Annotated in this window: 23 protein-coding genes; 9 read left to right on the top strand and 14 right to left on the bottom strand. The window is 61.6% G+C overall.

The genetic code is table 11. The features are described from left to right. The first annotated feature begins 75 nt into the window (after nucleotides 1–75). Nucleotides 76–2562 carry a TonB-dependent siderophore receptor gene (locus AB4P94_RS24200; RefSeq protein ID WP_395607826.1) on the top strand — a complete coding sequence of 829 codons (2487 nt, stop codon included), beginning with the start codon at nucleotides 76–78 and terminating at the stop codon, nucleotides 2560–2562. A 96-nt stretch (nucleotides 2563–2658) separates the two neighbouring features. Here AB4P94_RS24200 and AB4P94_RS24195 read toward each other — a convergent pair whose 3' ends face one another. From AB4P94_RS24195 to pvdM, 3 genes are read right to left on the bottom strand one after another with little or no spacing between them, the layout of a single operon-like run. Then, nucleotides 2659–3531, bottom strand: coding sequence for a formylglycine-generating enzyme family protein (locus AB4P94_RS24195; RefSeq protein ID WP_395607825.1), 873 nt, complete (start codon nucleotides 3529–3531; stop codon nucleotides 2659–2661). A 31-nt stretch (nucleotides 3532–3562) separates the two neighbouring features. Further along, on the bottom strand, nucleotides 3563–4834 hold the full coding sequence (locus AB4P94_RS24190; RefSeq protein WP_395607824.1) for an aminotransferase class V-fold PLP-dependent enzyme: 1272 nt from the start codon (nucleotides 4832–4834) through the stop codon (nucleotides 3563–3565). Nucleotides 4835–4853: 19 nt separating this feature from the next. After that, on the bottom strand, nucleotides 4854–6203 hold the full coding sequence (gene pvdM, locus AB4P94_RS24185) for a pyoverdine-tailoring dipeptidase-like protein PvdM (protein ID WP_395607823.1): 1350 nt from the start codon (nucleotides 6201–6203) through the stop codon (nucleotides 4854–4856). Nucleotides 6204–6345: 142 nt separating this feature from the next. On the opposite strand from pvdM, the gene AB4P94_RS24180 reads away from it, so the two are divergent. Continuing rightward, on the top strand, nucleotides 6346–7974 hold the full coding sequence (locus AB4P94_RS24180) for a PvdJ/PvdD/PvdP-like protein (RefSeq protein WP_395607822.1): 1629 nt from the start codon (nucleotides 6346–6348) through the stop codon (nucleotides 7972–7974). Here the strand turns inward: AB4P94_RS24180 and AB4P94_RS24175 are convergent. Then, nucleotides 7955–8398 carry a GFA family protein gene (locus AB4P94_RS24175; protein ID WP_395607821.1) on the bottom strand — a complete coding sequence of 148 codons (444 nt, stop codon included), beginning with the start codon at nucleotides 8396–8398 and terminating at the stop codon, nucleotides 7955–7957. The genes AB4P94_RS24180 and AB4P94_RS24175 overlap by 20 nt on opposite strands. Nucleotides 8399–8516: 118 nt before the next feature. On the opposite strand from AB4P94_RS24175, the gene AB4P94_RS24170 reads away from it, so the two are divergent. Both AB4P94_RS24170 and AB4P94_RS24165 read left to right on the top strand, forming a co-directional pair. Next, entirely contained in the window at nucleotides 8517–9404 is an 888-nt protein-coding gene (locus AB4P94_RS24170) for a LysR family transcriptional regulator (RefSeq protein WP_395607820.1), read from the top strand. Between the two features lie 63 nt (nucleotides 9405–9467). Next, nucleotides 9468–10820, top strand: a complete 1353-nt coding sequence (locus AB4P94_RS24165; protein WP_395607819.1) for a Fic family protein — start codon at nucleotides 9468–9470, stop codon at nucleotides 10818–10820. On the opposite strand, the gene AB4P94_RS24160 is transcribed toward AB4P94_RS24165, so the two are convergent. Further along, complete coding sequence (locus AB4P94_RS24160) at nucleotides 10805–11668, bottom strand: LysR family transcriptional regulator (protein ID WP_395607818.1); 864 nt, start codon at nucleotides 11666–11668, stop codon at nucleotides 10805–10807. The genes AB4P94_RS24165 and AB4P94_RS24160 overlap by 16 nt on opposite strands. Nucleotides 11669–11770: 102 nt before the next feature. Here AB4P94_RS24160 and AB4P94_RS24155 point away from each other — a divergent pair, with 102 nt between their 5' ends. Then, the gene (locus AB4P94_RS24155; RefSeq protein ID WP_395607817.1) at nucleotides 11771–12775 is read left to right on the top strand and encodes a quinone oxidoreductase family protein; all 1005 of its coding nucleotides are present in this window, start codon (nucleotides 11771–11773) and stop codon (nucleotides 12773–12775) included. A 61-nt stretch (nucleotides 12776–12836) separates the two neighbouring features. Here the strand turns inward: AB4P94_RS24155 and AB4P94_RS24150 are convergent, their stop codons facing one another. Together AB4P94_RS24150 and AB4P94_RS24145 are read right to left on the bottom strand one after the other, a co-directional pair. Next, complete coding sequence (locus tag AB4P94_RS24150) at nucleotides 12837–13184, bottom strand: hypothetical protein (protein WP_395607816.1); 348 nt, start codon at nucleotides 13182–13184, stop codon at nucleotides 12837–12839. 148 nt (nucleotides 13185–13332) lie between these two features. Continuing rightward, the gene (locus AB4P94_RS24145; RefSeq protein ID WP_395607815.1) at nucleotides 13333–14055 is read right to left on the bottom strand and encodes a pirin family protein; all 723 of its coding nucleotides are present in this window, start codon (nucleotides 14053–14055) and stop codon (nucleotides 13333–13335) included. Between the two features lie 180 nt (nucleotides 14056–14235). Between AB4P94_RS24145 and AB4P94_RS24140 the strand changes: the two genes are divergently transcribed. Both AB4P94_RS24140 and AB4P94_RS24135 read left to right on the top strand, forming a co-directional pair. Next, nucleotides 14236–14397 (top strand): hypothetical protein, encoded by a 162-nt coding sequence (locus AB4P94_RS24140; RefSeq protein WP_395611416.1) that lies wholly within the window; start codon nucleotides 14236–14238, stop codon nucleotides 14395–14397. Nucleotides 14398–14426: 29 nt separating this feature from the next. Further along, nucleotides 14427–15314, top strand: coding sequence for a LysR family transcriptional regulator (locus tag AB4P94_RS24135; protein WP_395607814.1), 888 nt, complete (start codon nucleotides 14427–14429; stop codon nucleotides 15312–15314). A 132-nt stretch (nucleotides 15315–15446) separates the two neighbouring features. On the opposite strand, the gene AB4P94_RS24130 is transcribed toward AB4P94_RS24135, so the two are convergent. The 6 genes from AB4P94_RS24130 to AB4P94_RS24105 form a co-directional block, all read right to left on the bottom strand. Continuing rightward, entirely contained in the window at nucleotides 15447–16394 is a 948-nt protein-coding gene (locus AB4P94_RS24130; protein ID WP_395607813.1) for a D-isomer specific 2-hydroxyacid dehydrogenase family protein, read from the bottom strand. Next, complete coding sequence (locus tag AB4P94_RS24125) at nucleotides 16391–17569, bottom strand: acyl-CoA dehydrogenase family protein (protein WP_395611383.1); 1179 nt, start codon at nucleotides 17567–17569, stop codon at nucleotides 16391–16393. Before AB4P94_RS24125 ends, AB4P94_RS24130 begins: the two co-directional genes overlap by 4 nt. A gap of 198 nt (nucleotides 17570–17767) precedes the next feature. Beyond that, complete coding sequence (locus AB4P94_RS24120; RefSeq protein WP_395607812.1) at nucleotides 17768–19132, bottom strand: LLM class flavin-dependent oxidoreductase; 1365 nt, start codon at nucleotides 19130–19132, stop codon at nucleotides 17768–17770. 13 nt (nucleotides 19133–19145) lie between these two features. Continuing rightward, nucleotides 19146–20099 carry an ABC transporter substrate-binding protein gene (locus AB4P94_RS24115; protein WP_395607811.1) on the bottom strand — a complete coding sequence of 318 codons (954 nt, stop codon included), beginning with the start codon at nucleotides 20097–20099 and terminating at the stop codon, nucleotides 19146–19148. A 93-nt stretch (nucleotides 20100–20192) separates the two neighbouring features. Beyond that, on the bottom strand, nucleotides 20193–21776 hold the full coding sequence (locus AB4P94_RS24110; RefSeq protein WP_395607810.1) for a rhodanese-related sulfurtransferase: 1584 nt from the start codon (nucleotides 21774–21776) through the stop codon (nucleotides 20193–20195). Continuing rightward, entirely contained in the window at nucleotides 21773–22384 is a 612-nt protein-coding gene (locus tag AB4P94_RS24105; protein WP_395607809.1) for a cysteine dioxygenase, read from the bottom strand. Before AB4P94_RS24105 ends, AB4P94_RS24110 begins: the two co-directional genes overlap by 4 nt. A gap of 213 nt (nucleotides 22385–22597) precedes the next feature. On the opposite strand from AB4P94_RS24105, the gene AB4P94_RS24100 reads away from it, so the two are divergent. Both AB4P94_RS24100 and AB4P94_RS24095 read left to right on the top strand, forming a co-directional pair. Further along, a complete protein-coding gene (locus tag AB4P94_RS24100; protein WP_395607808.1) occupies nucleotides 22598–23503 on the top strand; it encodes a LysR family transcriptional regulator in 906 nt (301 codons plus the stop codon). A 241-nt stretch (nucleotides 23504–23744) separates the two neighbouring features. Continuing rightward, nucleotides 23745–24539 carry a class II aldolase/adducin family protein gene (locus tag AB4P94_RS24095; protein ID WP_395607807.1) on the top strand — a complete coding sequence of 265 codons (795 nt, stop codon included), beginning with the start codon at nucleotides 23745–23747 and terminating at the stop codon, nucleotides 24537–24539. 316 nt (nucleotides 24540–24855) lie between these two features. Here AB4P94_RS24095 and AB4P94_RS24090 read toward each other — a convergent pair whose 3' ends face one another. Further along, entirely contained in the window at nucleotides 24856–26469 is a 1614-nt protein-coding gene (locus tag AB4P94_RS24090) for an ABC transporter ATP-binding protein (RefSeq protein ID WP_395607806.1), read from the bottom strand.

Genomic DNA, 26469 nt, shown 5'->3' with positions numbered 1-26469 from the left:
CTTATCCACCAGAGGCGCTCAAAGACGCCGCTATTTCTGCCAATCACACGCCTCATTGTTCAAGGATTGCTGTCGATGCCTTATCCCCTTTGGTTGTCCACGCCCAAGCATTACGCGTTGAAGAAACTGCCGCAGACCGTGCGCCTGATGATGCTGGGTGCAGCGCTGGCGGTACCGGCCGCTGCCACGTTGATGCCGAGCGCCGCATTCGCCCAGAGCGAGGCGGGCAAGGTGGCCTTTGCGATCCCGGCCGGTAAATTATCGGACGCGCTGATGAAGTTCGGCTCGGCTGCCGGCGTGTCGATTTCCTACGACCCGGCCCTGGCCAGCCAACGCAACACCCCCGGGCTGCAGGGGCAGTTCAGCGTGGATGACGGTCTGTCCCGGTTGTTGTCGGGCAGTGGCTTGCAGGCCAGCCGCGAGGCCAATGGCAGCTATGTCGTGATGCCACCTTCCAGTGGCTCAGCCGTGACGCTGGGCGCGACCAATATCAATGCCGAGGGGCTTGGGGCAACCACTGAAAACAGCGGTTCCTACACCACAGGCGCCACCAGCACGGCGACCAAGCTGCCATTGACCTTGCGTGAAACGCCGCAGTCGGTGAGCGTGGTGACCCGCCAGTTGATGGATGACCAGCATCTGTCGACGCTCAACGAAGTGATGGCCTTCACCCCGGGTATCAGCATCAACCATCGCGACAGCGAACGGTACGATTTCAATTCTCGCGGTTTCACCATCCAGAACTTCCAGTACGACGGTATTCCTTCGCAGGTCGCCAACGAGTCCCAGCAATACGTGGGGCCGCTTTCGGACATGTCGATCTATGACCGCGTGGAAATCGTGCGTGGCTCTACCGGTCTGATGAGCGGGGCGGGCACGCCGTCTGCCACCATCAACCTGGTGCGCAAGCGCCCGACCAAGGACTTCCAGGGCTACGTTTCCGGCGAAGCCGGGGCGTGGGACCGTTACCGTTCCGAAGTGGATGTTTCCGGCCCGTTGACTGAAACCGGCAATGTGCGCGGGCGTTTCGTGGCGGCCTATCAGAAGCAGAATTCGTTCGTCGACTGGTACAGCCAGGAAAAGCGCGTGATGTACGGCGCGCTGGACATCGACCTGAACGACAGCACCACCTTGCGCACCAGCCTCGACTACCAGAACAACGATGCCAATGGCACCAGCTATGGGCATATCCCGCTGTTTTTCAGCAATGGCAAGCAAACCAACATGCCCCGTTCATTCAACCCGGCTTCGCGCTCGAGTTACATGGACAACACCAGCTACAACTTCACGACCATGCTTGACCACAAGCTGGACAGTGACTGGAGCCTGAAGACGGCCTACAGCCATCAATATTCCTACCGTAAAGGCCAGGGCGCATCCGCCAGTGGCGGTTACCCGGACCCGGTAACCGGTGCGGGTACTGGCGTATTCATCTACCGCCTGGACAGCTACCAGACCCAGGATACGCTCGATACCTATGCCTCCGGCCCGTTCAACCTGGGCGGTCGGGAGCATGAACTGGTCGTCGGTGCCAGCACGTCGCGCACTCACCTGAACTTCCCCAACTATTCCAGCCACAACGATGATGGCGACTACGGGTCGGCCAACCTGTTCGACTGGAACGGCAATGAGTACCCGCGTCGTTCGTACTTCAAGGATGGTGGCACCGTCACGACCTTGCAGCAGACCGGCATGTATGGTGCCCTGCGCCTGAAGCCGTTCGACCCACTGACCATCATCCTCGGCACGCGCCTGAGCTGGTGGAACCAGGAAGACGAAGTCAGCAATTACCTCAATGGCACCAAGGCGACCGACAAGACCAAGAAGACCGGGGTTGTCACGCCTTATGCCGGTATTGTCTACGAGCTGAACGACACCTATTCGGCGTACGCGAGCTACACCAGCATCTTCCTGCCGCAGACCTTCTACAAAACCGCAGCGGGCGGTTCATTGGCGCCGCTTGAAGGTGACAACTACGAAATCGGCTTGAAGGGTGAGTTCTTCAACGGTGCGCTGAACGCAAGCATTGCGGTGTTCGACATCGAGCAGAAGAACACGCCGCAGGAGTCGGGCCAGGACTCATCGGGCCGCACCGTGTACAAGGCCATCAGTGGCACCAACACCCGCGGCGTCGAAACCGAGATCTCGGGTGAGGTGGCCAGCGGCTGGAACGTGTTTGGTGGCTACACTTACCGCGAGTCCCATGACAAGGACGGTGGCCGCGTGCAGACCAACCAGCCGATCAACCTGTTCAAGTTCGGCACCACTTACCGCCTGCCGGGCGAATGGAGCAAGCTGACCATTGGTGGCAATGTGACCTGGCAAAGCGAGATGTACGCGTCGTCGCAAATCAACTACTCGGGCCCTTACTACAAGGCCACACAGGATCCATTCGCTGTGGTCGGCCTGTTGGCCAGATACAAGGTCGACGAGCACCTGACTGTGGGTGTGAACGTCAACAACCTGTTTGACCAGAAGTACTATGACGGCATGGGCACCTTCAACTCGGGCTCCTACGGCGAGCCGCGCAACGCGATGGTCAATGCCAAGTGGACCTTCTGATCGGCTGACCCACGGGAAGCCGGCACATGTGCCGGCTTTCTCCGGGCATAAAAAAACCGCCGGGCTCACACCCGGCGGTTTTTTATGCGGTTCGAATCAGAGGTCGCGTACCACCCTGAAGCCAATCCAGTCGCCGCGTGTCTGCGGGTAGATGGTATTGCGGTTGCCCGAGCGCGAGAACACCGGTGCTTCGCCCCAGTCGTTGCCGCGAATCTGGTAGGACTCGCAGTTTGGCTCAACCCACGCGCTGCCGTCGGTAGGCGCGCCCACATAGTTGGGGTGCTCGCAGTCGGCGACCCGTTCGTAGACGTTACCGTGCATGTCGTACATGCCAAACGCGTTCGGCGGGTAGCTGCCCACGGGCGATGAATAGCTGTAGCCGTCCGCCGGCCCGTAGGTGTTGGCGTGCTCGGCGATGCTGTATTCCTTGCCTTGATCAAAAGGGAAGGGGAATGGCCCGGTGGAGCCGGCGCGGGCGGCGTATTCGCGCTGCGCTTCGCTGACCATGTGGTAGTGCTGGCCGGTCTTTTTCGACAGCCAGGCCACGTAGGCCTTGATGTCGTCCATGTCCATGCATACCGCCGGTTGGCGCGGGCCTTGCGGGTAACGTGGCTTGCTGGCGATGCATTCACGGCCAGGGCGGTCATCGCCATTGGCAATCTTGACGCCGGTCTGGCGCACGTAGCTGTCCCATTCACCGGCCGTGACGTGGAAGCGGCTCATGGCGAAAGGTTTGGCGAAGGTCACGTCGTGCATCGGGCCTTCATCTGGCTCGCGGCCGACTTCATCTTCCGGCGTGCCCATGGTGAACGTGCCGGCTGGCAACACCACCATCTCCGGGCAGTCCTTGCAATCCTTGAACACTTTGCCGGGTTGTGGCGTGGCAGCGTGGGCGAGGTTGGGCAGCAATGCGCCGCACAGGGCGGTCAGGGCCAGGGCGGTCAGCGGTTTGAGTCGGGATGGGTTCATGCGGGCATCTCGTTCAAAGGAAAAAGGAAGGTCACAGGCGCGCCGTCAGCAACGCCATGAAGCGCTGGATCTCGTCGCTGCTATTGAGCAGGCCGGGCGCGGTGCGAATCACCGGGCCCACGTCGCGGTCCACCGCGTCAATCACCACGCGGTTTTTCATCATGTAGGCCGCCACGTCATCGCTGTCCTGGCCCTTGACCCGGAAAAAGGTAAAACCGGCGGACAGTTCGGGGCTGCGCGGCGTCACCAGCTCAATCTGCGGGTGGGCCAGCAACTGGTTTTTCAGCTCGGTGTTGAGTGCGTGGATCTGTGCCTGCACCTGCGCCTTGCCCAATTGCAAATGCAGCTTGAAGGCTTCGTCGGCGGCCCAGCGATGCTCGAACGCGTGATAGCCGCCGGGGGTCATGGTGGTGGCGAAATTGGTGTCTTCGGAGAAGGTCGGCACCATCGGCGTGACGTAGTTGTTTTCGCTGTCACGGGCGCACACCAGCCCGGTGCCCCGTGGGCCAAACATCCATTTGTGGGTGCCGGCGATAAAGAAGTCGCAGTTCATCGCCGGGAAATCGAGGTTTTCCACGCCGAAGCCGTGGACGCCGTCGACCACGTAGAGGATGCGGTCCTTGTCATCACGGTCGCGGTTATGTTCGTCCACCAGTTGGCCGATTTCGCGGATGGGCAGCTTCACACCGCTGCCCGACTGCACCCAGGTCATGCCCAGCACGCGGGTAGTGGGGCGGATATTGCGCTTGATATTGCCGAGCACTTCGTCGACGGACACCCGGGCGGCGTTCTCGAACAGGCTGATCCGGCGTACTTGCGTGCCTTCCTTCGCGACACGGAAATTCAGGCTGAACTCGGTCGCATAGTGCTCGTGAACCGTGGTGAGGATTTCCTGGTCGGGCCGCACCTTGATGCCGCCGTAGATCATTGCCAGGCCTTCGGACGTGCTGCCGGTGAGGGCTATCTGTGCGGGCTTGGCATTCAGGTAGCGGCCGGCCCATTCGCGCACCTGGCCTTCACGCTTGAAGGTTTCCTGCAGGTCCCAGTCCATGGCGCGCCCGGGGTTGCGGTCGATCTGCAAACGGTAGCGCTCAATGGCTTCGCGCACCGGCTTGGGGTGCGAGGCCACGAGAAAGTTGGAGAAGTGCAGGTAATCCGGGTCCTGGTTGAACAGCTGTTTGAGTGCTGTCCAGGGGTTGCCTGCCGGGGTGGCCGCGATGGCCTGAGGGGTGAGGGCGGCGCCCAGCGGCAGGCTGGCGACGAGCACGCCAGCCTGTTTGAGAAACGTACGGCGGTCGGTCATGGGCTTACTTCACGGGTCGTTAGCGGTTGGCCAATGGCTTGGCGGCTTTTTGTACCTGGTCCCACACCCGCAGGAAGTTGCCTCCCCACAGCTTGGCGATATCGGCTTCGGAGTAGCCGCGCTGAATCAGTTCGGCAGTGACGTTGCGCACTTCGCCGACATCGTTCCAGCCCTGGAGGCCGCCGCCGTCGTTGAAGTCCGACGCGATGCCCACGTGATCAATGCCGATCTTGCGCACGGTGTAGTCGATGGCATCGCCCAAGTCCTTGAGGGTTGCCTTGGGCTCCTCTTCGAGGATGGCGTACAGCGCGCTGGCGTACTGGCCGAACTTCTGCTCGGACCACGCGGCGATGATCGCGTCACCCGGCATCAGTGCCATGGCGAGGTTGGGCAGCGGCGGCAAATCGAAGCGCGCGCGCAGGGTATTGAGCTTGTCCTGGGTCGGTTGGCTCAGCGGGCGCAGATAGGCCGGGAAACCCACCACCTGAACCACGCCGCCACTGTTCTTGATCAGTTGCAACTCCTTGTCGCTGAGGTTGCGCGGGATATCCACCGAGGCGCGCGGCGCCGAGTGCGAGGCGACCATTGGCGTGCGGCTCAACCGGGCGACTTGTTCCACGGCCTTGGTCGACATCTGCGACACATCAATGATCACCCCAAGGTCATTGAGGCGGTGCACCGCCTGCTGGCCGATGGGCGAGAGGCCTTCGAGGGCATCGGGGGTGTCATTGAAAAACGGCAGCGGGCGCGATGAGTCGGACCAGGCGTTGTTGCCGATGTAACTGAAGCCGAACATGCGCATGCCGCGCGCAGTCCACAGGTCCAGCTGGTTCAGGTCATCGCCCAATGGGTAGGCGTTGAGCATGCTGATGAAAATGGCAAACTTGCCTTCGCCATGCAGGCGGCGGAAATCGTCCGGGGTGTAGGCAATGCCCACCTGGTTGGGGTAGTCGCGCACCATGCCGGAGATGATTTTGTAGCGCACTTCCTGCTCATGGCGCGCTTCTTCGACAAAACCTTCGGTTGGCTTATGGGGCGCATTGGCGCCGCTCCAGATTTCCGGCCAGCCGAAAATGGTCAGGGCGGCACCCGACAGGCGCCCACGGCTGGCTTTGGCCAGGTCGAACTGGCCGCTGCCGTCCTTGTCCGCCTCATTGCCTGCGGTGCCGAAATCCAGCGGCACGGTGATATGGCTGTCAAAGGACAACAAGCGGTCCTGCATCTCGTTGGCCTGCTTGATCACCTCCAGCGAATAGCCGGCATTGCCCTTGAACCAGTGATCCCAGACCAGCCAGCCGGCCCCGGCACAGACCGCCACTGCCAGTGGCAGGCCCAGATACAGCGCCTTTTTCGAACGTGGTTTTGTCATTGCCATCTCAGTCAGTTGAGGCCTTTGCTATCAGGGAAGAACGAGTGATGGCGGGGGAAATTTAGGCGGGCAGGGCGCGTTGGTAAATTTTGCGCGGCTGCAAACGTTCTAGCTCTGATCAAGCCGTTTCCTAAGGTAAACAATGACCATCTCTCGACGTGGGTTCATCGCAGGCCTGGCGCTGACCGGCGCTGCCGTGCCGGCGGCCTTTTATGCCCATCGCGAGCTGACGCGCGAAGAATTTCCGATCACCCCCGGTGAAGCCACGGTGGACCTCGCCGACACGGCCGGCCAGCACCTGGCAAACCGGCTGAGGGGCGTGTGGAGCCTGCGTTTCGAAGGCGCCGACGCAGGTCTCAAAGGCCTGCCATTGCAAGGCCTTGAGCTATTGCTCGACATCGCCCCCCGTGGCCGTGGTCTGCGCGGCTATCTGGACACCGCCGAAAACCTGCGTGCGCCAGCTGAGCCCCGTTACCGGGTGCTGGGTGATCTGCTCACGGGGGACGGCAAGGTGCTGTATTGGCGGCTGATCGACCGCGACTCGGTCGCGGGCGTGCCCGCCTATGAATTCAAGATGACTGTGGATGAAGTCTGGGCCGACTTCGGCAATGCCGGCAGCGGCACCCTCAGCGGGCAGATCCTGGACCTGGACCGCCCCTTGGCGTTGACCGAGCGCGACAACCGTTTTATCGCCCACAAACAATTGTTTCCCGAAGCCCGCCAGCGCATCGGCCTCAACCCGACGCTGCTGGCCTGGCTGATCTCACCGGAACACCGCCTGTTTCACCAACTGTGGCACGCCACCCGTGACCAGTGGCACAAGCTGTCGGAGGAAAAGCGCGACGCGCTGCGCGGCATCGGCTGGCAACCCGGGCCGCGCGGCCAGGAACGTGACGCCCGTGGCAAACGCAAGGATCGCAATGGTTCGGGTATCGATTTTTTCTTCATGCACCGGCACATGCTGGGCACGGCGCGTTCGATGCAGGACCTGCCGTCTTGGCCGGCTTTTCCTGAGCCTCAACCAGCGCTGGAGCGCGACCGCCTGGGTTTCTTGCGCTATTTCGACAACCGCGACGGGTTCGCGCTGCCGCCCACCTGGTCCGCCCCGGACGACGCCGACTACACCCAGTGGGTCAGTGATATCAAAGCGGCCGAGACCTACCACAGCAACTTTCAGGTCTGGGAATCCCAATACCGCGACCCGCGCTACCTGGCCAAACTGACCCTCGGCCAACTGGGCTCCGAAATGGAACTGGGCTTGCACGACTGGCTGCACATGCGCTGGGCCTCGGTGCCCCGTGACCCGTCCAATGGCGCGCCGGTGCCCTTCGCTCGCGACCCGGCAGACTTTGCCGCGCGCTGGTACGCGGCGGAAAACGATTTTCTCGGCGACCCGTTCTCATCCCACGTCAACCCGGTGTTCTGGCACTTCCACGGCTGGATCGATGACCGTGTCGAAGACTGGTTTCGCGCCCACGAACGCTTCAACCCGGGTGAAGTCAGCCGGCTTGAAGTCAACGGCGTGCAGTGGTTTGCGCCGGGGCGTTGGGTGGAAGTGAGTGATCCGTGGCTGGGCCCGGACACCCATGGCTGCAGCACCACGCCGGGGTTGCAGATGGGGCGTTCCATGGAGATGGACCCGGAAACCATGAAGCTTGCGTTGCGCATCACCTTTGGGTCGGACGAGGGTGTGCTCAAAGGCCTGTTCAAGCGCGTGCCGCAGCGCCCTTGGTACGCGCGGCACTTGAAGGTCAAGGCGCGGGAGGCGTAAGGGCCTGGGCGAAGGCTTCGGGCGTGGGGCTTTGCGGCCAGGTCGGGACGCCCTCGGGCAAGGTCAGCCACGGCTGTTTGCGCGAGACCCAGATATGCGCGAGCGGTTGCAGCGACGGGCTGCTGTCCAGGGTGCCCACGCGCAGTACCTGCAACCCCGGCGCGGCGGTGGTGGTGTTGCTGATGCGGGTATGGCACACGGCGCAAAGCTGATGCTCGCTGCGTTGGCCGTCAAGCGCATAAGCGTACTGAGTGACGGGGCCGGCCACCTGCAACGCATCCGCCGGCAGCAAGGCATGCAGGGCGAATGCACTGCCGCTCCAGGTTTGGCAGCTGTTGCAATGGCAGGCGTAAATCGCCGGCAACGCGTCCATATCCAGTTGGTATGTGACGGCGGTGCAGCGGCATTGGCCGGTGAAAATCATCGAATTTGATCCTTCAGGCAGAAGAGGGCGCAAGGCCCATCGGGTATGCTCGCCAGCATGCCTCAGCGGGTGCCCGCTGAACATTCGCCAAAACTGCCCAGCGGCTCACAGGAAATGTATGAACCCCCCTCAACTGCAATGGGAAACCCAGCGTGCCTTTCTCGCCGTGCTGCGCACCGGCAGCCTGTCGGGGGCCGCGCGTTTGCTGGGGATCGCCCAAGCCACGGCGCGCCGACGTATAGAGGCGCTGGAGCAGAGCGTCGGGGTCAGCCTGTTTGTGCGTTCGCCAAAAGGCTTGCTGCCCACCGACATGGCGCGAGAGCTGATTGGCCACGTGGAGGCAATGGCCGTCGCCGCCAACGCCTTTAACCGCGCGGCCTCGGCAGACGCGGCCATGGCGGGTGGCACCGTGCGCCTGACCAGTGGCCAGTTACTGGGTGTTGAAGTGTTGCCGCCGATGCTGCGCACGTTGAGGCGCGACCATCCAGCACTGGCGATTGAGCTGAGTGTCTCCAATCGCCTGCAGGCCTTGGCGCAACAGGAGGCCGACGTCGCCGTGCGCATTCGCCGGCCAACGGAGGCCGCGGTGGTCACGCGCAAAGTCGGCGACCTGCGCGTCGGCCTGTATGCCGCCCCCCAATTGCTCGCCGAATGTGGCACGCCTGACCGTTTGGCCCAGTTGCAGGACTATCCGCTGATCGGGCCCGACCGCAACGGGCAAGACATCGAGTTTCTCCAGCAGCAAGGTGTCGACTGCAGCGCGGCGCGCACGGTCATTCGCAGCGACGACCACCTGGCGCAATTCGCGGCCTTGCGCGCCGGCCTGGGGATTGGCGCATGCCCCGGCCAATTGGCGCAGCGCCATGGCCTGGTGCGGGTATTGCCTGAAGTGGGGTTCGACGTTGACGTGTGGATTGCCATGCATCAAGACATGCGCCGGGTGCCGCGGGTGGCGGCGGTGTTTGATGGTTTGGGCCAGGCGTTGGCACAGTTTCTGGGGGTTTAACGCTTGACTCTGTATGGTTCGCGCGCAACCATCAGCTCAATTTTCAAAAAATGAGTTTCAACGATGGCCAGAATCCAAAAGCCCGCTGATTTCGCTGTGTTGCTAAAGCAATATGGTTTGGAGATTTTTGAGCTGGCCCGCACTTACAAGGCCATCGACGACAAAGGCCGATACCTGCATTGGGACGAATTTCGCCGGTACCCATCGCCGGGCGTGAACAAAGAAGCCGCATGGGCAGCTATCAAAATGTCCCGCGCCCTCGGGAGCAAGACACTCGAACTTCGCAGCGAGTGTGACAGCCCTTTTTTCTTGTCCACTACAGATTTTTGCGACGCGGTTATTCACGCTGTGGAATCGGTGACATCCAGGTTGGGCGGGGCAAAGGCGTCTTCCCCGCAATACCGTGACAACACCCGCTACCTGGTTGATTCATTGATGATGGAGGAGGCGATTTCCAGCGCTCAATTGGAGGGCGCTGCAACCACCCGCAAAGTTGCGAAGGATATGTTGGGCAAGGAGCGCCTGCCTCTGGACGATGATGAGCGGATGATCCTGAATAACTATCATCTGATGCAACATGCCAAGTACAACAAGGACGAGAACCTGTCGGTTGCCTTGATCTGTGAATTTCAGGCTATCGCTACAGCCGGCATCGAAGAAGCGGACGCCCGCCCAGGTCAGGTCCGGGACAGTGATGACATTTTCGTGGGCGGGGCAGGCGATGAAGTGGTTCATCAGCCTCCCAAGGCGGCGCTGCTGCCTGCCAGGCTGGAGGCGCTCTGCCGGTTTGCCAATGATTGTCATGATGGTCATGAAGGCAGGCATTTTATCCACCCGGTGGTGAAGGCCACGATCCTGCACTTCATGATGGGTTATGAGCACCCCTTTCGAGACGGTAATGGGCGAACTGCGCGCTGCTTGTTTTACTGGTTCATGCTTAAGAGCGGTTACTGGCCTTTTGAGTACATCTCCATCAGCACACTGCTCAAAGAGGCGCCCATGCAATATGGGCGGTCATACATTTACACGCAAACCGACGCCTTTGACTTGACCTATTTCGTGACGTATCAGCTACGCGTCATTGAGCGCGCCATGCATGAGTTCATGGAGTATTTCGAGGCCAAGCGCAGAGAATCCGTGGAGCTGATGAGCTGGCTGGATACGTTTGAACTCAACAATGAGCTGAATTACCGGCAGGGGCATTTTTTGAAGAAAGTACTCCAGCACCCCGGCCGCATATTCACGCCCAAAGAACTCACCCACGACTACGATATTTCGGAAAATACCGCACGCAAGGACCTTGAGAAACTGGTTGGCATGAAGCTGCTGTTCAAGGTGCAGGAAGGTAAAGGGTTTCTTTACCTGGCGAGAGAAGACGCAGAAGCCAACCTGAAAAAACGTCAACGGCGCAGTTGAAGCTCACCTTCTATGCACGCCACCAAAAACTCCATCACCACCTTCACCGATGGCGAACGGCGCATGTCCGGGTACACCGTGAGCCAGATATCGCGCACCGGGCCCTCGCCTGTGGCTGGCAGCCTGGCCAATAAAGGATCGTGATCGCCCACCAAGGTGGGCAGCACTACCGCGCCAACGTGAGCGCGGGCGGCCATTTGTTGGGTGATCAGTTCGCTGGCGGCAAACACGATTGGGCGCGGGCCGCGTAACTGATGCAGCCAAGCCTGTTGGGGCAGGTGATCGCGGCTGCTGTCATAGGCGATAAACGCCCACTGTGCGGCAGGCTTTTGCTGTAACTCGGGCGAGCCATACAGGCCAAAGCGCACCGCGCCGACCTTGCGCCGTACCAGCGCGTCTTCATCCGGGCGCACGGTGCGCAACGCGATATCGGCTTCACCTTTGTCCAGCGCGGCCAGTTGGGTGGAAGGCAGCAACACCAGGTTCAGTTGCGGGTATTGAGCGCGCAACCGCGCCACATGGGGCGCGATGCAATGGTTGGCGATGGAAGGCGGGCAACTGACCCGAACCGTACCGGCCATTTCAATGGAGGCTACCCGCGACATGCGCATCACTTCGGTGGCTATTTCACCCATTCCCGCGGCCAGTTCTGCCAAGGCCAGGCCTTGTGCGGTGAGGGGCCGGCTGCGTGGCAGACGGTCGACGAGCTTGACGCCCAGGGCTTTTTCCAACGCATCCACACGCCGCCCGACGGTAGCATGTTCTACCTGCAATTCGCGGGCAGCCGCTGACAGCGACTGCGTGCGTGCCAGTACGGTGAAGTAATACAGGTCCTGCCAATCGAACATCGGGTTGTTTCCGCACAGAGTCTGGGAGGTATTGGGGAATTTTCCTACTGAGCAAGCCCTTTTACCATGGCCGCTTCCCAGTGCAAACGGAGTTGTTCCCCGATGAAAGCCATCACCTTGCAAGCTTATGGCGGACCAGACGTCGCACATTTGCGCCTCGATGTCCCCCAACCCCAGGTTTTACCGGGCCACGTGCTGGTCAAGGTGGCCTGCGCGGGCATCAATTTCATGGATATCCATACCCGCCAGGGCAAATACGCGCAGTCGGTCACCTACCCGGTGCGCTTGCCGTGCACCTTGGGCATGGAAGGCGCGGGCGTGGTGGTGGAAGTGGGCGCGGGTGTCAGCCATCTGGCCGTTGGCGACCGGGTAGCCTGGTGCATCGCGTGGGGGGCGTATGCCGAGTACGCCAATGTGCCGGCTGAGAAAGTCGCGCAGATCCCCAACGCCATTGCCTTCGATCAGGCCGCCGCCGCGATGTTTCAAGGGTGCACCGCCCACTATTTGATTGATGATGTGGCGCGGCTAAAGGCCGGCAGTACCTGCTTGATTCACGCGGCGTCCGGCAGCATTGGCCAGTTGCTGGTGCAAATGGCGCGTCGTTTGGGCGCGACGGTATTGACCACGGGCAGCACGGTCGAGAAATGTGCGATTGCCCTGCAACGCGGTGCTCACCAGGCCTGGACGTATGACGCCGGCGGGTTTGCCGAGCGTGTCCTGGAGGCGACGGGCGGGAAGGGCGTGGACGTGGTCTTCGATTCGGTGGGCAAAGCCACGTTGCGCGACAGTTTTCGCGCCTGCCGCACGCGAGGGCTGATCGTCAATTACGGCAATGTTTCCGGCTCGTTGACCGACCTGGACCCGATTGAGCTGGGGGAGGCGGGGTCGTTGTTCCTGACCCGTCCGCGCCTGGCCGACCACATGGCCGACGGCCCGACCGTACAACGGCGTGCCAACGCGGTGTTCGCGGCGATGCTGGAAGGCTCGCTGACCGTGGAGATCGAAGGGCATTACACACTGGAAACCGTGCAGCAAGTGCATGAACGCATCGAGGCGCGCCAGCAGATCGGCAAGGCGGTGCTGTGGGTTGACCGCGACTTGCATTAATCGAAGGCGAAAAAAAACCGGCTGATCAGGCCGGTTTGGGGTGCCTCGCCAACTGCGAGGGTTATGCGTTGTTGCTGTGCAGACGGTCGGAACCACCTTCAGCCAGGCCACGTTCCTGCAGACGATCCGCACCGCCTTCAGCCAGGCCACGTTCCTGCAGACGATCCGCACCGCCTTCAGCCAGGCCACGCTCTTGCAGACGATCCGCACCGCCTTCAGCCAGACCACGTTCCTGCAGACGATCCGCACCACCTTCGGCGACACGACGCTCGATCAGGCGATCAGAACCGTTTTCGGCAACACGGCTTTCCATCAGGCGATCCGCGCCGCCTTCAGCGACAACGGGGTGGGCAAAAGCATTTGCAGCAAGTACCGAGAAAGCAAGGCTAAGCAAGATTTGGCGTTTCATGGTGGTGTGCTCCGAGTGTTTTAGTTTGGGTGCCGCTGGGTATGGAGTTGATGTTACGCGCTGAGTTTTTTAAGAGAACTTCATTGCACTGATGGTGACTATCGACGCCAGCGATGACCCATTTTGGGGCGGATCATCGCAGTGATGGTCAAGGCATCTGCGGCAGTTCCTGTGGGCGCAGGTCGAATACCTGCACCTCGGCATCCTGACCGTGGCTCAGGTGAATCTGGCGTTCATCCCGCACTCGGGCGCCGTCACCTTCCTGCAAACACTGGCCATTGACCTCGACGCTGCCCCGCGCCACATGCACGTACACGTGGCGGTTGGGCGGCAGCGCCAGGCTCGCGCTTTCGTCGCCGTTGAACAGCCCGGCATACACCCGTGCGTCCTGGCGAACCTGCAGCGAACCGTCGGTGCCTTCCGGCGAGATGATCAACTGCAAGCGCCCGCGTTTCTGCGCCTCGCTGAAATGCTCTTGCTGATAGCGCGGTTCGGCGCCCGGCTCATTCGGCACAATCCAGATTTGCAGGAAGTGCACGCCACGGGTCTGGCTGTGGTTAAACTCGCTGTGCGCCACGCCACTGCCGGCGCTCATCAGTTGCACATCGCCGGGGCGAATCACCGAACCGGTGCCCAGGGTGTCCTTGTGTTCCAGGGCGCCGTCGAGCACGTAGGAGAAAATCTCCATGTCACGGTGCGGGTGCTGGCCAAAGCCTTTGCCCGCAGCGACGCGGTCATCGTTGATCACCAGCAGGTCGGAAAAACCCTGCTCGTTGGGGTTCCAGTAGTTGGCGAACGAGAAGGTGTGAAACGACTTCAACCAACCGTGATTGGCGGCGCCGCGTTCGGAAGCTTTGCGAAGGGTCAGCATGATTTCGTCCTCAAGTGAGCGTGGGCTGCGAGATACAGAACGCTTGCGTTGAGAAGAAGATTACTGGTTACTGAAATATTCATTAAGAAGCTGAAATCTGAATAACTGTCCTTTTCAGATTGACAGTTAAAGGCGTGCCACAATGCCCACCGCCTTTCTTCCCGATGGACGCTTCCCTCTATGAAAACCGTGGCCATGGCGCTGTTTCCGGATTTCCTCCTGTTCGACATGGCCGGGCCGCTTGAGGTGTTTTCCATAACTCGCTTTACAGAACACCGCATCAACCCTGTGCAAGCCAGCTCCCACATTTTGGTTTGTGGTGTGGCCGCCGACAGGCTATAAACCCGCCAAATGTCCACCGAGTAGCGACAATGAATCCCTTTGAAGACATGCGCCTGTTTTGCCAGGTCATGGAATCCGGCAGTTTCACCGCTGCCGCCGAGCAATTGGGCCTGTCCAAGCAATTTGTCAGACGCCGCCTGATCCAGCTGGAAGACCGCCTGGGCGTGCGCCTGCTCAACCGCTCCACGCGCCGCCTGGATGTCACGCCACTGGGCCAGAGTTACTACGAATCGGCCTTGCGCCTGCTCGGTGACGTCGAGCAAGTGGAGCAGGGCATCGCCGGCCAGAACAGCGAGCCGCGCGGCACTATCCGCCTCAGCGCGCCCTTGTCATTTGCCATGGCCCATTTGGGCTGCCTGTTGCCGTTATTCCTGCAACGGCACCCGCACGTCTCGGTGGAAGTCGACCTGAGCGACCGCCCCGTGGACCTGATCGGCGAAGGCTACGACCTGGTGCTGCGCATCGGCACCCTTGAGGATTCGACCCTGATCGCCCGGCGCATCGCCAGCGTGCAACGGGTGTACTGCGCCAGCCCCGACTACCTGGCCCTGCGCGGCACGCCGCTCAAACCCGAAGACCTGGCCGACCATGACTGCCTGCCTTATGGCCATGGCCGTCAGGTGCAATGGCGTTTCCAGATCAAGGGCAAGCTGCAGTCGGTGAATGTCAGCGGGCGTATGCGCGTCAATAACGGCGAGTTGTTGCGCGACACGGCGATTGCCGGGCTGGGGGTGACGTACTTGCCGACCTTTATCGTCGCCGATGCCTTGAAAGACGGGCGGCTGGTAACGGTGCTGGAGGACTTTGCGCCCGAAGCCCTGACGCTGTCGGCGGTGTATCCCCAGCACCGCCAGAGTTCGCGGCCGGTGCAGGCGCTGGTGGAGTTTTTGCGCGAGCGCCTGGCGAGTGGCTGTTGAATCACTGGCGCAACACATAACCCCTGTGGGAGCGGGCTTGCTCGCGAATGCGGTCTATCAGTGATGAATACGGCGACTGACACGCCGCATTCGCGAGCAAGCCAGCTCCCACAGTTTTGATCGGTGTTTGATTCAGCGTTCGACGAGGTTGGCCAGTGTCGAACCCTCCAGATAACGCTCCAGATTCGCCAGGAACGTATCGGCAATCTCATGCACGCTGTTCGTCGAAATTGCCGAGGTATGCGGCGACAACCTCACCCGCGGATGGCTGTACAACGGGTGCCCGTCCGGCAGCGGTTCGGGTTCTGTCACATCGAGAGAAGCCAGGCCAATCCGGCCATTCTCCAGTGCTTCGAGTAATGCCTCCTGATCCAGCAAACCACCCCGCGCGATGTTGATCAGGTGCAGCCCCGGCTTGGCGCTGCCCAGCACGTCGCGGTCAACAATATGCCGCGTGGCCTCGGTCAGCGGCGCGGCCAGCACCAGGTGATCGGCGCGCGCGAACAGGTCGTGAATGTCCTTCGCCGCCTCCACACCTTCCACCTCGAATGGCGCCTGGCTTTGCCGCAACGCGACCACATTGATCCCCAAGGCCAGCGCTTTCTGCGCCAGGCTTTTGCCAATTGCGCCAAACCCGAGAATCCCCAGGGTGGTGCCCTTGAGCGGGCGAAGCGCGGTGAAGTTCCACTGGGCATCCTTCACCCAGATATCCGGCAAATGCTTGGAGGCGGCAAAGATCGCCGCCAGAGCAAACTCCGCCAGGTTGTCGGCGGCAGCGCCCCGTGAGGTGGTCACCGGCGGGCCGTTGAACAGCCATTGCGGGTAGAAGTCGATGCCCGACGACACCAGGTGCACCCACTGCGCGCCGTATGGCCAGCCCGGTGGCGGGGTGTGCGGTGCGGTGTAGCCGCGCACATTGATCGGGCGCAGCAGCAGGATGTTGGCGTGGGGCGGCAGGTCGCTTGGCACGCCGACCGGTACGCCAATCACCTGGGCTTCAGGGTGCAGCGGCGCCAGGCGCTCGCGGATCACCTGGTTGAATTCTTCGTCCAGCTGGCTGGCGATAATCACCTGACTCATGTGCGTTCCTTCTGACGTTGGGCGAAGACAGCTTTGCCGACGCCTTGCAGCACGGCGTCGTTTTGCGGGGTATGCACGCGGCTGCACAGCACGTCGCGGTAGTGCCGTTGCAGCGGGCTGTGGCGCGACAGGCCGGGGTTGCCCGAGGCTTCGATGGCCAGCTCGACGGCGCGGATGGCGTTGCCGGTCACCAGGTATTTCAACTGCGCCGCGTTGGCCGTTGGGGTGTGGCCGTCGGCGGCGGCATCCAGCAGGCTGCGGTTGGCGAACAACAAGGTGTCGATATGCCCGACGGTTTCCTGAAAGCGTGGCAAGGTGGACAGCGCGGCGCCAAGGTTGGACGGCGTGCGCGTCTCCAGCCAGTTCACCAGCCAGTCCCGTGCAGCCTGGGCTACCGCGTCGTAGACCGACGACAGCAACACCGACATCCACAGGAACCCCTCGCCATCCAGCTCCGGCGACGGCGCGCTCCACGGGCTGACGCTGACGGCGTGGTCCAGCGGCACCAGCACATTGTCGAACACCACTTCATGGCTGCACGTGGCGCGCATGCCCAGGTGGTCCCAGGTGTCGATGATGCTCACGCCGGGGCTGCCTTTGGGCACCAGCCAGGCACCGACCAGCGGGTCGGCATCGTCGCTGCGCGCCCACACGCTGAACCAGCTCAGGCCGTGGCTGCCGGTGGAGTAGATCTTGCGCCCGCTGATGCGCCAGCCTTCGGCCGTGCGCACGGCCGTGGTCGCCGGCAGGCCGCCACGGGCCGGGGTGCCGAGGTCGGGCTCGACGCGCAGAGCGTTGATCAGCGCGCCCTGGCGTACGGCGTCTTCGGCCACTTGCACGCGCAGGTGTTCGGGCCAGGTCTTGCTGTCTTGCAGGCGGGTGTGTTGCAGGTATTGCATGACCAGGATCAGCGCAGTGGACGGCTCGCCTTTGGCAATCGCGCTGATGGCTTTGCGCGCCTGGGGCAGGCTCGCGCCGCCACCGCCCAGAGCCTTGGGCACGGTGAGGGCGACGAGACCGTGGTCATGCAGCAATTTGAAGTTGGCGTGGGGGAAGGCGCCGCTGTCGTCGTACAGGTGGGCAGTGGTGGCGAGTTCGGCGCTGAGGCGTTCGAGCAGGGCTTCGAAGTTGGCCACTTCCACGGAGCGTAATGGGGGGTGTGAAGTCATGGAGATGTACTCGGTCAAAAATGTGGGAGCGGGCTTGCTCGCGAATGCGGTGTATCAGTCACCGAATTTATTAACTGAACCACCGCATTCGCGAGCAAGCCCGCTCCCACATGGGGTTTGGGTGGTTGTCATAGAGGTGGCAATAACTTGAATTGCCGGTCCCGCAATGGGCTGACATCCAGCCGCTCACTCAGCACGCCGGCGTTAATTCACTGCGTACAACACCGATTCTGTCTCTGCGGCGGCGCTGTAACGGTTGGCCGGCACGTCCAGCCCCAGGTTGTCGCGCAGGGTGCGCCCGGTGTATTCAGTGCGGAACAGACCGCGTTGTTGCAACACCGGTACCACCAGTTCGGTGAAATATTGCAGGCCGTCCGGCAGTACCGAGTTGATGATGAAACCGTCGCTGGCACCGGTTTCGAACCAGGTCTGGATCGCATCGGCGACTTGCTGCGGGGTACCGACAAAATCACGCTTGGGCCGCGAAAAACGCAGGGCCACTTCGCGCAAGGTCAGGCCTTCGTCCCTGGCCAGTTGCTTGATGCGCTCGGAGCCGCCTTTTTGGCTGTTGGAGCCCAGGTCGCCGAGTTCCGGGAACGGTTCGTCCAGCGGGTACTGGCTGAAGTCATGGTCGTTGAACGGGCGACCGAGGGCGACGATGGCGTCCTCGATGGACACCAGCTCCACGGCCTGCTGATAACGGCTTTCGACTTCGGCCTCGTCGCGCCCGACAATCGGGCGGATGCCCGGCAGGATCGACAGGCTGTTGATGTCACGACCAAAGCCTTTGGCGCGGCGCTTCAAGTCAGCGGTGTAGGTTTTGGCTTCTTCGATGTTTTCAACGTGCACAAAGATCGCATCGGCGTGTTCTGCGGCAAAGTTGCGCCCGTCTTCCGAGGTGCCTGCCTGGAAAATCGCCGGCTGGCCCTGGCGCGAGCGGGCGATGTTCAGTGGGCCTTTGACCGAGAAAAACTCGCCCTTGTGGTTTAGCGCGTGCAGTTTTTGCGGGGTGAAGAACTCGCCGCTTTGCTTGTTGTAGGCAAAGGCGTCGTCCTCCCAGGAGTCCCACAGGCCCTTGACCACATTGAGGTGTTCCTTGGCGATGCGGTAGCGCACGGCGTGCGGCGGGTGCTCGGCCTTGCCGAAGTTGTCGGCGGTGCCGCTGAGCCAGGACGTGACCACGTTCCAGCCGGCACGGCCGCCGCTGATATGGTCCAGGGACGCGAACTGCCGGGCAACCTGGTAGGGCTCGGTGTAGCTGACGGTGACGGTGGCGACCAGGCCGATGTTCGTGGTCAGCGCCGCCAGGGCCGAGAGGATGGTCAGCGGCTCGAAACGGTTGAGGTAATGCGGGCTGGACTTGGCGTGGATGTGCAGGCTGTCGGCGATGAACACGAAGTCGAATTTGGCGGCTTCGGCCAACTCAGTCTGCTGCTTGTAGAAACCAAAGTTCGTGCTGGCATTCGGTTGCGCCTGCGGGTGGCGCCATTCGCCCCAGCCGTGGCCGACACCGTGGACCATGGCACCCAGCTTCAAATGGCGCGGCTTTGATTGATGTGGCTCGCTCATGTTCTGCTCCTTGTTAGCGTGAGGCTTGGGACAGCGGGACGCGCTTGGCGTTAAAGCTCTTGTCAAAGCCCTGGGACACATCGATGTGTTTGGTGATCAGGCCTTCTTTTTGGTAGGTGTCGGCGGTGGCTTGCAGGCCGCTGATCACGCTGTCATCGATGGTGACCGGGGTCAGGTGGGTGTCCTTGGCGACTTCAATGTGCACGGCCAGCGGCAGGCCGGTGATCCTGGCTTGGGCGGCGGCGTATTCATCGGGGTGCACGTTGGCCCAGGCATAGGCGCGGTCGACGCGGGCCACAAAGTCATCGAGTTGCGCGCGCTTGTCGGCGATGGCTTGGCTGGTCGCGGCGAAATACAGGTGGTTACTCAACAGCTTGTTGCCGCTGATCAGCACGCGGGCCTGGCTTTGTGAAGTGACGACGGTGGTGTAGGGGTCCCAGGTGGCCCAGGCATCAACGGTACCGTTGTCCAGCACCAGGCGCGACTCGGCCGGCAACAGGAATACAAATTCGACGTCCTTGGAGCTCAGGCCCGCGCTGGCCAGGGCCTTGAGCGCCAGGTAGTGGCCGATGGAGCCGCGCCCGGTGACGATTTTCTTGCCCTTGAGGTCGGCCACGGTCTTGATCGGCGAGTCCTTGGGCACCAGTAACGCCGTGGTGTTGCGCCCTTCGGCGTGGATGATGCTGACCACCTTGAGCGAGGCCCCCGCGCCGAGGGCGAACACATAGGGTGCGTCGCCGAGGGCGCCCACATCCACGGCGCCGGCATTCAAGGCTTCACCCAGCGGCGAGGCGGAGGGGAACTCCGACCACTGGATTTCGTAAGGCACATTTTTGGTTTCGCCGGAGACTTCCAGCAGCGCTTTGATGGTGGACTTCTGGTTGGCCACCCGCAGCGGTTGCAGGTCCGCGGCGTGGGCCATGCCTGAAAGAAGGGCGATCAGTAAGAGGGGCAGTGTCAGGCGCATCAAGGTAGCTCCAGGCTAGGTACTGAATTCAGTCGCCTCCGCCTGGAGAAGGGGTCGGCCGTGGGTGGAAAGTGGGGGGGCTGTAAAAAGGGGTCAGATCACATAAAAACCGTGGGTGCCGTCGCGGGCCAGTTGTTCGACCAGGCCGAACTCCCAGTCCAGGTAGGCCTGCATAGCCTCTTTCGGGCTGTCGGTGCCTTCGTACGGCCGGCGGTAACGGTCGATGCGCGGTGAGGCCAGGTGTGTTTCACCTTCTTCCAGCGGCAGTTTTTCGGCGATCCAGTTCAGGGTGCCGCCTTGCAGCAGGAACACCGGCTTGCCGGTCAGGGCTTCGACTTCGGCCACCGCCAGGCGCGCCAGCTGGCTGGTGCCGCAGGTCAGCACATAGCGTTCGGCGGGCGCTACGTTGGCCAGGGCGTCGGGCAGTTGTGCGCGCAAGGCCCAGTAGGCACCGGGGATGTGGCGTTTGACGTAGTTGACGCTCGGGGTGAAATCCAGCACCGCCGTGTCGCCGTGGCTCAACCAGTCGGCGAGGGTGTGCGGGCTGATCAGTTCGGCTTGCTGTGGCGCCGGCACTGGTGCGACCCAGGCACCTGTTTCGCTGAAGTTCGCCGGTTGCAGATCATCCAGTACATGCACTTCCCAGCCCAGCTGAGCCAGCCAGGACGCGGACATATTCGCGCGCACGCCATCGTCATCCGCCAACACCAGCCGCGCACCGCGCACGCTGGCGACGTGGTCGGTTTCCTGCACCAACTGGCCGCCCGGCGTCGAGCGCGCGCCTGGGAGGTGGCCGGCTTCGAATTCTTCCGGGGTGCGCACATCGAACAGGTAGGTGGTGCGCGTCGCGTCCTGCTGCCAGCCTTGCAGGTCGGCGAGCGTGGCGCGGCCCACGCGGGCCTTGTCGGCGACGCCGCGCGCCTGCACGGCGGCAACCTGGCGGTACTCTTCAGACGTTGGCGCAAAGCGGCGCGACTGGCCATGGGCGAGTTTCTGCCCGGCCAATGTCCAGCCGATGGTGCCGTTGCGCAGGGCGGATACCGGGTTGGCCACCCCTGCATTGATCAGCGACTGCGTGCCGATAATGCTGCGTGTACGCCCGGCGCAGTTGACGATGATGCGAGTGGCCGGGTCCGGTGCCAGTTCACGCGCACGCAGCACCAGCTCGGCGCCGGGCACGCTGATGCCGGTGGGAATGCTCATGGTCTGGTATTCGTCGAAGCGGCGGGCGTCGAGCACCACCACATCGGCCTGATTGTCGAGCAGGGCTTGCACTTCTTCAGCGGCCAGCGACGGCGTATGGCGCTCGCTCTCGACCAACTCACCAAAGGCTTTGCTCGGCACGTTCACATCGATAAACAGCTCGCCACCGGCGCGGCGCCAGCCGTCGAGGCCGCCCTCGAGCAGGCTGACGTCGGTGTAGCCCAATTCAAGCAAACGCTCGGCGGCACGCGCCGCCAGGCCTTCACCATTGTCGTAGACGGTGACTGGGGTGTCGCGACGTGGAATACGCGAGTACACCTCCAGCTCCAGTTTGGAGAGCGGGATATTGGCGGCGAACAACGGGTGGGCTTCGGCAAATGGCGCTTCTTCGCGCACGTCCACCAGGGCGACTTCTTGATGATCCAACAGGGCCTGGCGAATCTGCGCGAAGCGGCGAGTCGATACGGTGGTCATAGGGCAGGGCTCTTTTCTTTGGACAAATCCCAGATATTCGGGAGGTAGGCGTTGGAATAACCGGAGATAAACAGTTTCTCGCTGCCGTCGGGCTGGTACACCGCGCGGCGTACCGCGCCGATATTGGCGCCGTACACATGAATGCTGATCGACACCTGGTCGTTGTGGGCATTGCTGACTTGATGGATATCCCCCACCTTGGGCGACACTGCTTCGACCTGGCCCGGCACCAACTGAACCGGCTTGCCTTCGGCGACAAGGCTGCCGTCGGGCGCGCGCTCAAAGCCTTGGGAAAACTCCGAACCGCGCAGCATGCCGATCAGGCCCCACACGCGGTGGTCATGAATCGGCGTGGTCTGGCCCGGCCCCCACACAAAGCTGACGATGCTGAAGCGCTGGCGCGAGTCGGCATGCAACAGGAATTGCTGGTAGCGCTCGGGGTTGGGTTGGGCATATTCGTCGGGGAGCCAGTCGTCATGGCTGACCAGTTGCGCGAGCAGTTTGCCGCCACGGTGCAACAGGTCGCCTTCACGTGGATTGCCGTCGATCAATTCCGCCAGGGCGCCTATGAAGGCTCTCAATCTTTCTGGGTGTCGGGCCTGGGTCATGGCAATTCCATCGGTCTGTGTTGATGGGTTTATCTAAGCATAATGTTTATAGTTAATATGCTATTTTTTAATGATTAGCTTATAGCTGGAGGTAATTTAGAACCGGTCTGAATAGCGTTAGACGTTATCGATCACAGCGCGGGCTGTTCAGGCTGCGTGGCGACAACTATGCTTGGCGCACATCTTAATGACTGTTCTCTATGTGCGGCCCAAATGAAAATTGACGATATCGATGCCTTTGTCGAAGTGATTCGTTGCCAGTCCATCAGCCATGCCGCCGAGTCGCTGCAACTGACCCAGCCGGCCATTACCCGCCGTGTGCAGAACTTCGAGCAGGCGCTGGGGGTGGAGTTGTTTGACCGCAACACCAAGCCTCTCAAGCCTACGCTGATCGGTACCCGGGTGTATGAACAATGCCGGCTGATCCTGCGCGAGATGGACGCCCTGCGTGAGCTGGTGGCGACTGACGCGCCGCCTACCGGCCTGTTGCGCCTGGGCGTGCCGCAGACCATCGGTGATGTGGTGCTGCTCGATGCGCTCAAGCACTTGCGCAGCGAATACCCCGATTTACGCGCCCAAGTGGCGACAGGGTGGGGCAGCCAACTGGTCGGCAAGATCGAGCGCGGTGAGCTGGATGCGGCGGCGGCGCTGTTCCCGGCGGGCAAAATTTTCCCGGACAACATCGTTGGCGAGTCCATCGGCAAGATGGAGCTGGTGGTGGTCTGTGCCAAATCCCAGTTGCCGAAAAAGCCGTGCAAGCTGGCGGATGTGTATCAGAACGGCTGGGTTCTGAACCCGGATGGCTGCGGCTTCCGTGCGGGGTTGCAGCGCACGTTGTCGGACCAGGGCCTGGCGTTGCGGGTGAACCTGGAAACCTTCGGCACGGAGTTGCAACTGGGCCTTGTCGCGGATGGCCTGGGGCTCGGTCTGGTGCCGCGTCCGTTGCTGGAGCGCAGCGCGCATCGCGAGCAACTGGCGGTGATGCCGCTCAAGGACTTCAAGCCGGTGATGGATTTGTGGCTGATCTACCCGCATTTCCTCGGCAACCTGCAAGCGCCGGTGGATGCGTTTGGCGAGCGGGTCGCTGCCTCGTTGCATAAGATCCGCGACGCCGCGTAACTCCAGTGAAAGAGGCTTATGTGGGAGCGGGCTTGCTCGCGAAAGCGGAGTATCAGCTACATGGATGCTGACTGACCCTGCGCCTTCGCGAGCAAGCCCGCTCCCACATTTGCTCTGTGTTGTCTCTGTTATTTATATGAAAAAAAATAATAATTAGCTTAGATTAAAATGTGCTTTTTATTATTTTTCGGCATCCCCTAGGCTGCCTGGAAGTCCTTAAGGCCATCCAGGAAGTTTTGCCATGAGCAGCGTCACCTCGATATCGAGTGTTTCCAGCAACGTTCGTCAGCGCGTCACGCCAGAAGAGTGGGAAGTGCGGGTCAAGTTGGCTGCGGCCTATCGGCTGGCGGCCTTGTACAAGTGGACCGATCACATCTACACGCACTTTTCCGCCCGCGTACCCGGGCCGGACGAGCATTTCCTGATCAACGCCTTTGGCCTGTTGTTTGATGAAATCAGCGCCTCCAACCTCGTCAAGGTCGACCTCGACGGGACTATCGTCGATGACCCGACCGGGCTGGGCATCAACTACGCCGGTTACGTGATTCACAGCGCCATTCACGGGGCGCGCCATGACCTGCAAGCGGTGTTGCATACCCATACACGCGACGGTATTGCGGTGTCGGCACAGAAGGACGGCTTGTTACCGATTTCCCAGCACTCCATCGCGTTTTCCGGGCGTGTGGCGTATCACGGTTATGAAGGCGTGGCGCTGGACCTGGACGAGCGTGAGCGGCTGGTGGCGGACTTGGGCGACAAGAGTGTGATGATCCTGCGTAATCATGGCTTGCTGACGGCTGGCGTAAGCGTTGAGCACGCGTTCCAGCAACTGCAAGGGTTGGAGCGCGCGTGCAACATCCAGATTGCGGCGCAGGCAGGGGGGAATGCGCAATTGATCTTCCCGCCGGCCGAGGTGGTGGCCAAGGTGGAGCAGCAGGCCAAGGTGTTCAGCAATGGTGAGGGGCCGGGCGTGGCCAGGCATTGGAATGCGTTGATTCGGCAGTTGGAGCGTACGGATACGGATTACAAGAGCTGAGTGTTTGGGTCAAAAGCGCTTTTTTTGCTGGAGCAGAGTGCGTTTCTTCAGAAAAATGGAGATCCAAACTGTGGGAGCGGGCTTGCTCGCGAATGCAGTGTGTCAGTTAATGGATTAATTGGCTGATACACTGCATTCGCGAGCAAGCCCGCTCCCACATTTCTGACCGAGTCAGACTTCGATATCTGCTCAGATCTGCTTTTCTGTGGGAGCTGGCATGTCGGATCGCCGCACCGCTGCGATTGCATCAACCGGATATATGCCTGATGTACCGAGGTGCCTGCATCGCAGGCAAGCCCGCTCCCACAGGTTCACCTCAAATAACCTGATTCGCCGGCACCAAAAACGCCGCCTCCAACAACTGGCGCGTATAGGCATGCTGCGGATCCGCAAAAATAGCCCGCGCATCCCCCTGTTCCACCACCTGCCCATGCTTGACCACCATCAACTGGTGACTCAACGCCTTCACCACCGCCAGGTCATGGCTGATAAACAGGTAGGTCAAGTTGTACTTGGCCTGCAAGCTGCGCAGCAATTCCACCACCTGGCGCTGCACCGTGCGGTCCAGCGCCGAGGTGGGTTCGTCGAGCAAAATCAGGCGCGGTTTGAGCACCAGCGCACGGGCGATGGCGATCCGCTGACGCTGGCCGCCGGAAAATTCGTGGGGGTAGCGGTGACGCGAGTCCGGGTCCAGGCCGACTTCCTTGAGTGCCGCGATAATCGCCGCTTCCTGCTCGGCCGGCGTGCCCATTTTGTGGATGCGCAAACCTTCACCGACGATCTCGCTGACGCACATGCGCGGGCTCAGGCTGCCGAAGGGGTCCTGAAACACCACCTGCATTTCACGACGCAACGGGCGCACCTGTTGCTGGCTGAGTGTATCCAGCTGCTGGCCTTCGAAGCGGATACCACCCTTGCTGCCGATCAAGCGCAAGATCGCCAGGCCCAGGGTGGATTTGCCCGAGCCGCTTTCGCCGACGATGCCCAGGGTTTGCCCTTGGGGCAGGCTGAAATTGATGCCGTCCACCGCCTTGACGTAATCCACGGTGTTGCGCAAAAAACCTTTCTTGATCGGGAACCAGACCTTCAGGTTATCGACTTCCAGCAACGGCGGGCCGACGTCATTGGTGGCCGGCCCGCCACTGGGCTCGGCCGCCAACAGTTCCTGGGTATAAGGATGCTGTGGCGCCTGGAACAACGTCTCGCAATCCGCCTGCTCGACGATGCAGCCTTTCTGCATCACGCACACGCGGTGGGCGATCCGCCGTACCAGGTTCAGGTCGTGGCTGATCAGCAACAGCGCCATGCCCAGGCGCGCCTGCAGTTCTTTGAGCAGTTCGAGGATCTTCAGCTGCACCGTCACGTCGAGGGCGGTGGTCGGCTCATCGGCGATCAGCAACTCCGGCTCGTTGGCCAGGGCCATGGCGATCATCACCCGCTGGCGTTGGCCGCCGGACAGTTCGTGGGGCAGGGCCTTGAGGCGTTTGTGGGGCTCGGGGATGCCTACCAGCTCCAGCAATTCCAGCGTGCGTTGGGTGGCTACCTTGCCTTGCAGCCCTTTGTGCAGGCCCAGCACTTCGTTGATCTGCTTCTCGATGGAGTGCAGCGGGTTCAACGAGGTCATCGGCTCCTGAAAGATCATCGCAATGCGGTTGCCGCGAATATGCCGGATGGTTTTTTCTTTCAGTGTCAGCAAGTCCTGCCCGGCATAGCTGATGGTGCCGCAGGGATGCCGCGCCAACGGGTAGGGCAGCAAACGCAGGATCGAATGCGCGGTCACCGACTTGCCCGAGCCGCTTTCGCCGACCAGGGCCAGGGTCTCGCCGCGCTTGATGTCGAAGCTGACGTTGTTCACCACGCGGTGGTGATGCTCACCCGTGACAAACTCGACACTGAGGTCGCGGACTTCGATCAGATTGTCCTGATTCAT

It is taken from the genome of Pseudomonas sp. B22129 (assembly GCF_044218875.1).
Lineage (GTDB): Bacteria > Pseudomonadota > Gammaproteobacteria > Pseudomonadales > Pseudomonadaceae > Aquipseudomonas.
The sequence above is the reverse complement of the archived record's forward strand: the minus strand, read 5'-3'. Positions and strand labels throughout refer to the sequence as shown.

Coding starts and splice junctions, on each gene's coding strand:
- AB4P94_RS24105 (WP_395607809.1), bottom strand. CDS start 22,384: ATGACCCAGGCCCGACACCCAGAAAGATTGAGAGCCTTCATAGGCGCC.
- AB4P94_RS24090 (WP_395607806.1), bottom strand. CDS start 26,469: ATGAATCAGGACAATCTGATCGAAGTCCGCGACCTCAGTGTCGAGTTT.
- AB4P94_RS24195 (WP_395607825.1), bottom strand. CDS start 3,531: ATGAACCCATCCCGACTCAAACCGCTGACCGCCCTGGCCCTGACCGCC.
- pvdM (WP_395607823.1), bottom strand. CDS start 6,203: ATGACAAAACCACGTTCGAAAAAGGCGCTGTATCTGGGCCTGCCACTG.
- AB4P94_RS24160 (WP_395607818.1), bottom strand. CDS start 11,668: ATGTTCGATTGGCAGGACCTGTATTACTTCACCGTACTGGCACGCACG.
- AB4P94_RS24095 (WP_395607807.1), top strand. CDS start 23,745: ATGAGCAGCGTCACCTCGATATCGAGTGTTTCCAGCAACGTTCGTCAG.
- AB4P94_RS24170 (WP_395607820.1), top strand. CDS start 8,517: ATGAACCCCCCTCAACTGCAATGGGAAACCCAGCGTGCCTTTCTCGCC.
- AB4P94_RS24200 (WP_395607826.1), top strand. CDS start 76: ATGCCTTATCCCCTTTGGTTGTCCACGCCCAAGCATTACGCGTTGAAG.
- AB4P94_RS24150 (WP_395607816.1), bottom strand. CDS start 13,184: ATGAAACGCCAAATCTTGCTTAGCCTTGCTTTCTCGGTACTTGCTGCA.
- AB4P94_RS24190 (WP_395607824.1), bottom strand. CDS start 4,834: ATGACCGACCGCCGTACGTTTCTCAAACAGGCTGGCGTGCTCGTCGCC.
- AB4P94_RS24100 (WP_395607808.1), top strand. CDS start 22,598: ATGAAAATTGACGATATCGATGCCTTTGTCGAAGTGATTCGTTGCCAG.
- AB4P94_RS24135 (WP_395607814.1), top strand. CDS start 14,427: ATGAATCCCTTTGAAGACATGCGCCTGTTTTGCCAGGTCATGGAATCC.
- AB4P94_RS24110 (WP_395607810.1), bottom strand. CDS start 21,776: ATGACCACCGTATCGACTCGCCGCTTCGCGCAGATTCGCCAGGCCCTG.
- AB4P94_RS24145 (WP_395607815.1), bottom strand. CDS start 14,055: ATGCTGACCCTTCGCAAAGCTTCCGAACGCGGCGCCGCCAATCACGGT.
- AB4P94_RS24115 (WP_395607811.1), bottom strand. CDS start 20,099: ATGCGCCTGACACTGCCCCTCTTACTGATCGCCCTTCTTTCAGGCATG.
- AB4P94_RS24165 (WP_395607819.1), top strand. CDS start 9,468: ATGGCCAGAATCCAAAAGCCCGCTGATTTCGCTGTGTTGCTAAAGCAA.
- AB4P94_RS24130 (WP_395607813.1), bottom strand. CDS start 16,394: ATGAGTCAGGTGATTATCGCCAGCCAGCTGGACGAAGAATTCAACCAG.
- AB4P94_RS24175 (WP_395607821.1), bottom strand. CDS start 8,398: ATGATTTTCACCGGCCAATGCCGCTGCACCGCCGTCACATACCAACTG.
- AB4P94_RS24140 (WP_395611416.1), top strand. CDS start 14,236: ATGAAAACCGTGGCCATGGCGCTGTTTCCGGATTTCCTCCTGTTCGAC.
- AB4P94_RS24180 (WP_395607822.1), top strand. CDS start 6,346: ATGACCATCTCTCGACGTGGGTTCATCGCAGGCCTGGCGCTGACCGGC.
- AB4P94_RS24120 (WP_395607812.1), bottom strand. CDS start 19,132: ATGAGCGAGCCACATCAATCAAAGCCGCGCCATTTGAAGCTGGGTGCC.
- AB4P94_RS24155 (WP_395607817.1), top strand. CDS start 11,771: ATGAAAGCCATCACCTTGCAAGCTTATGGCGGACCAGACGTCGCACAT.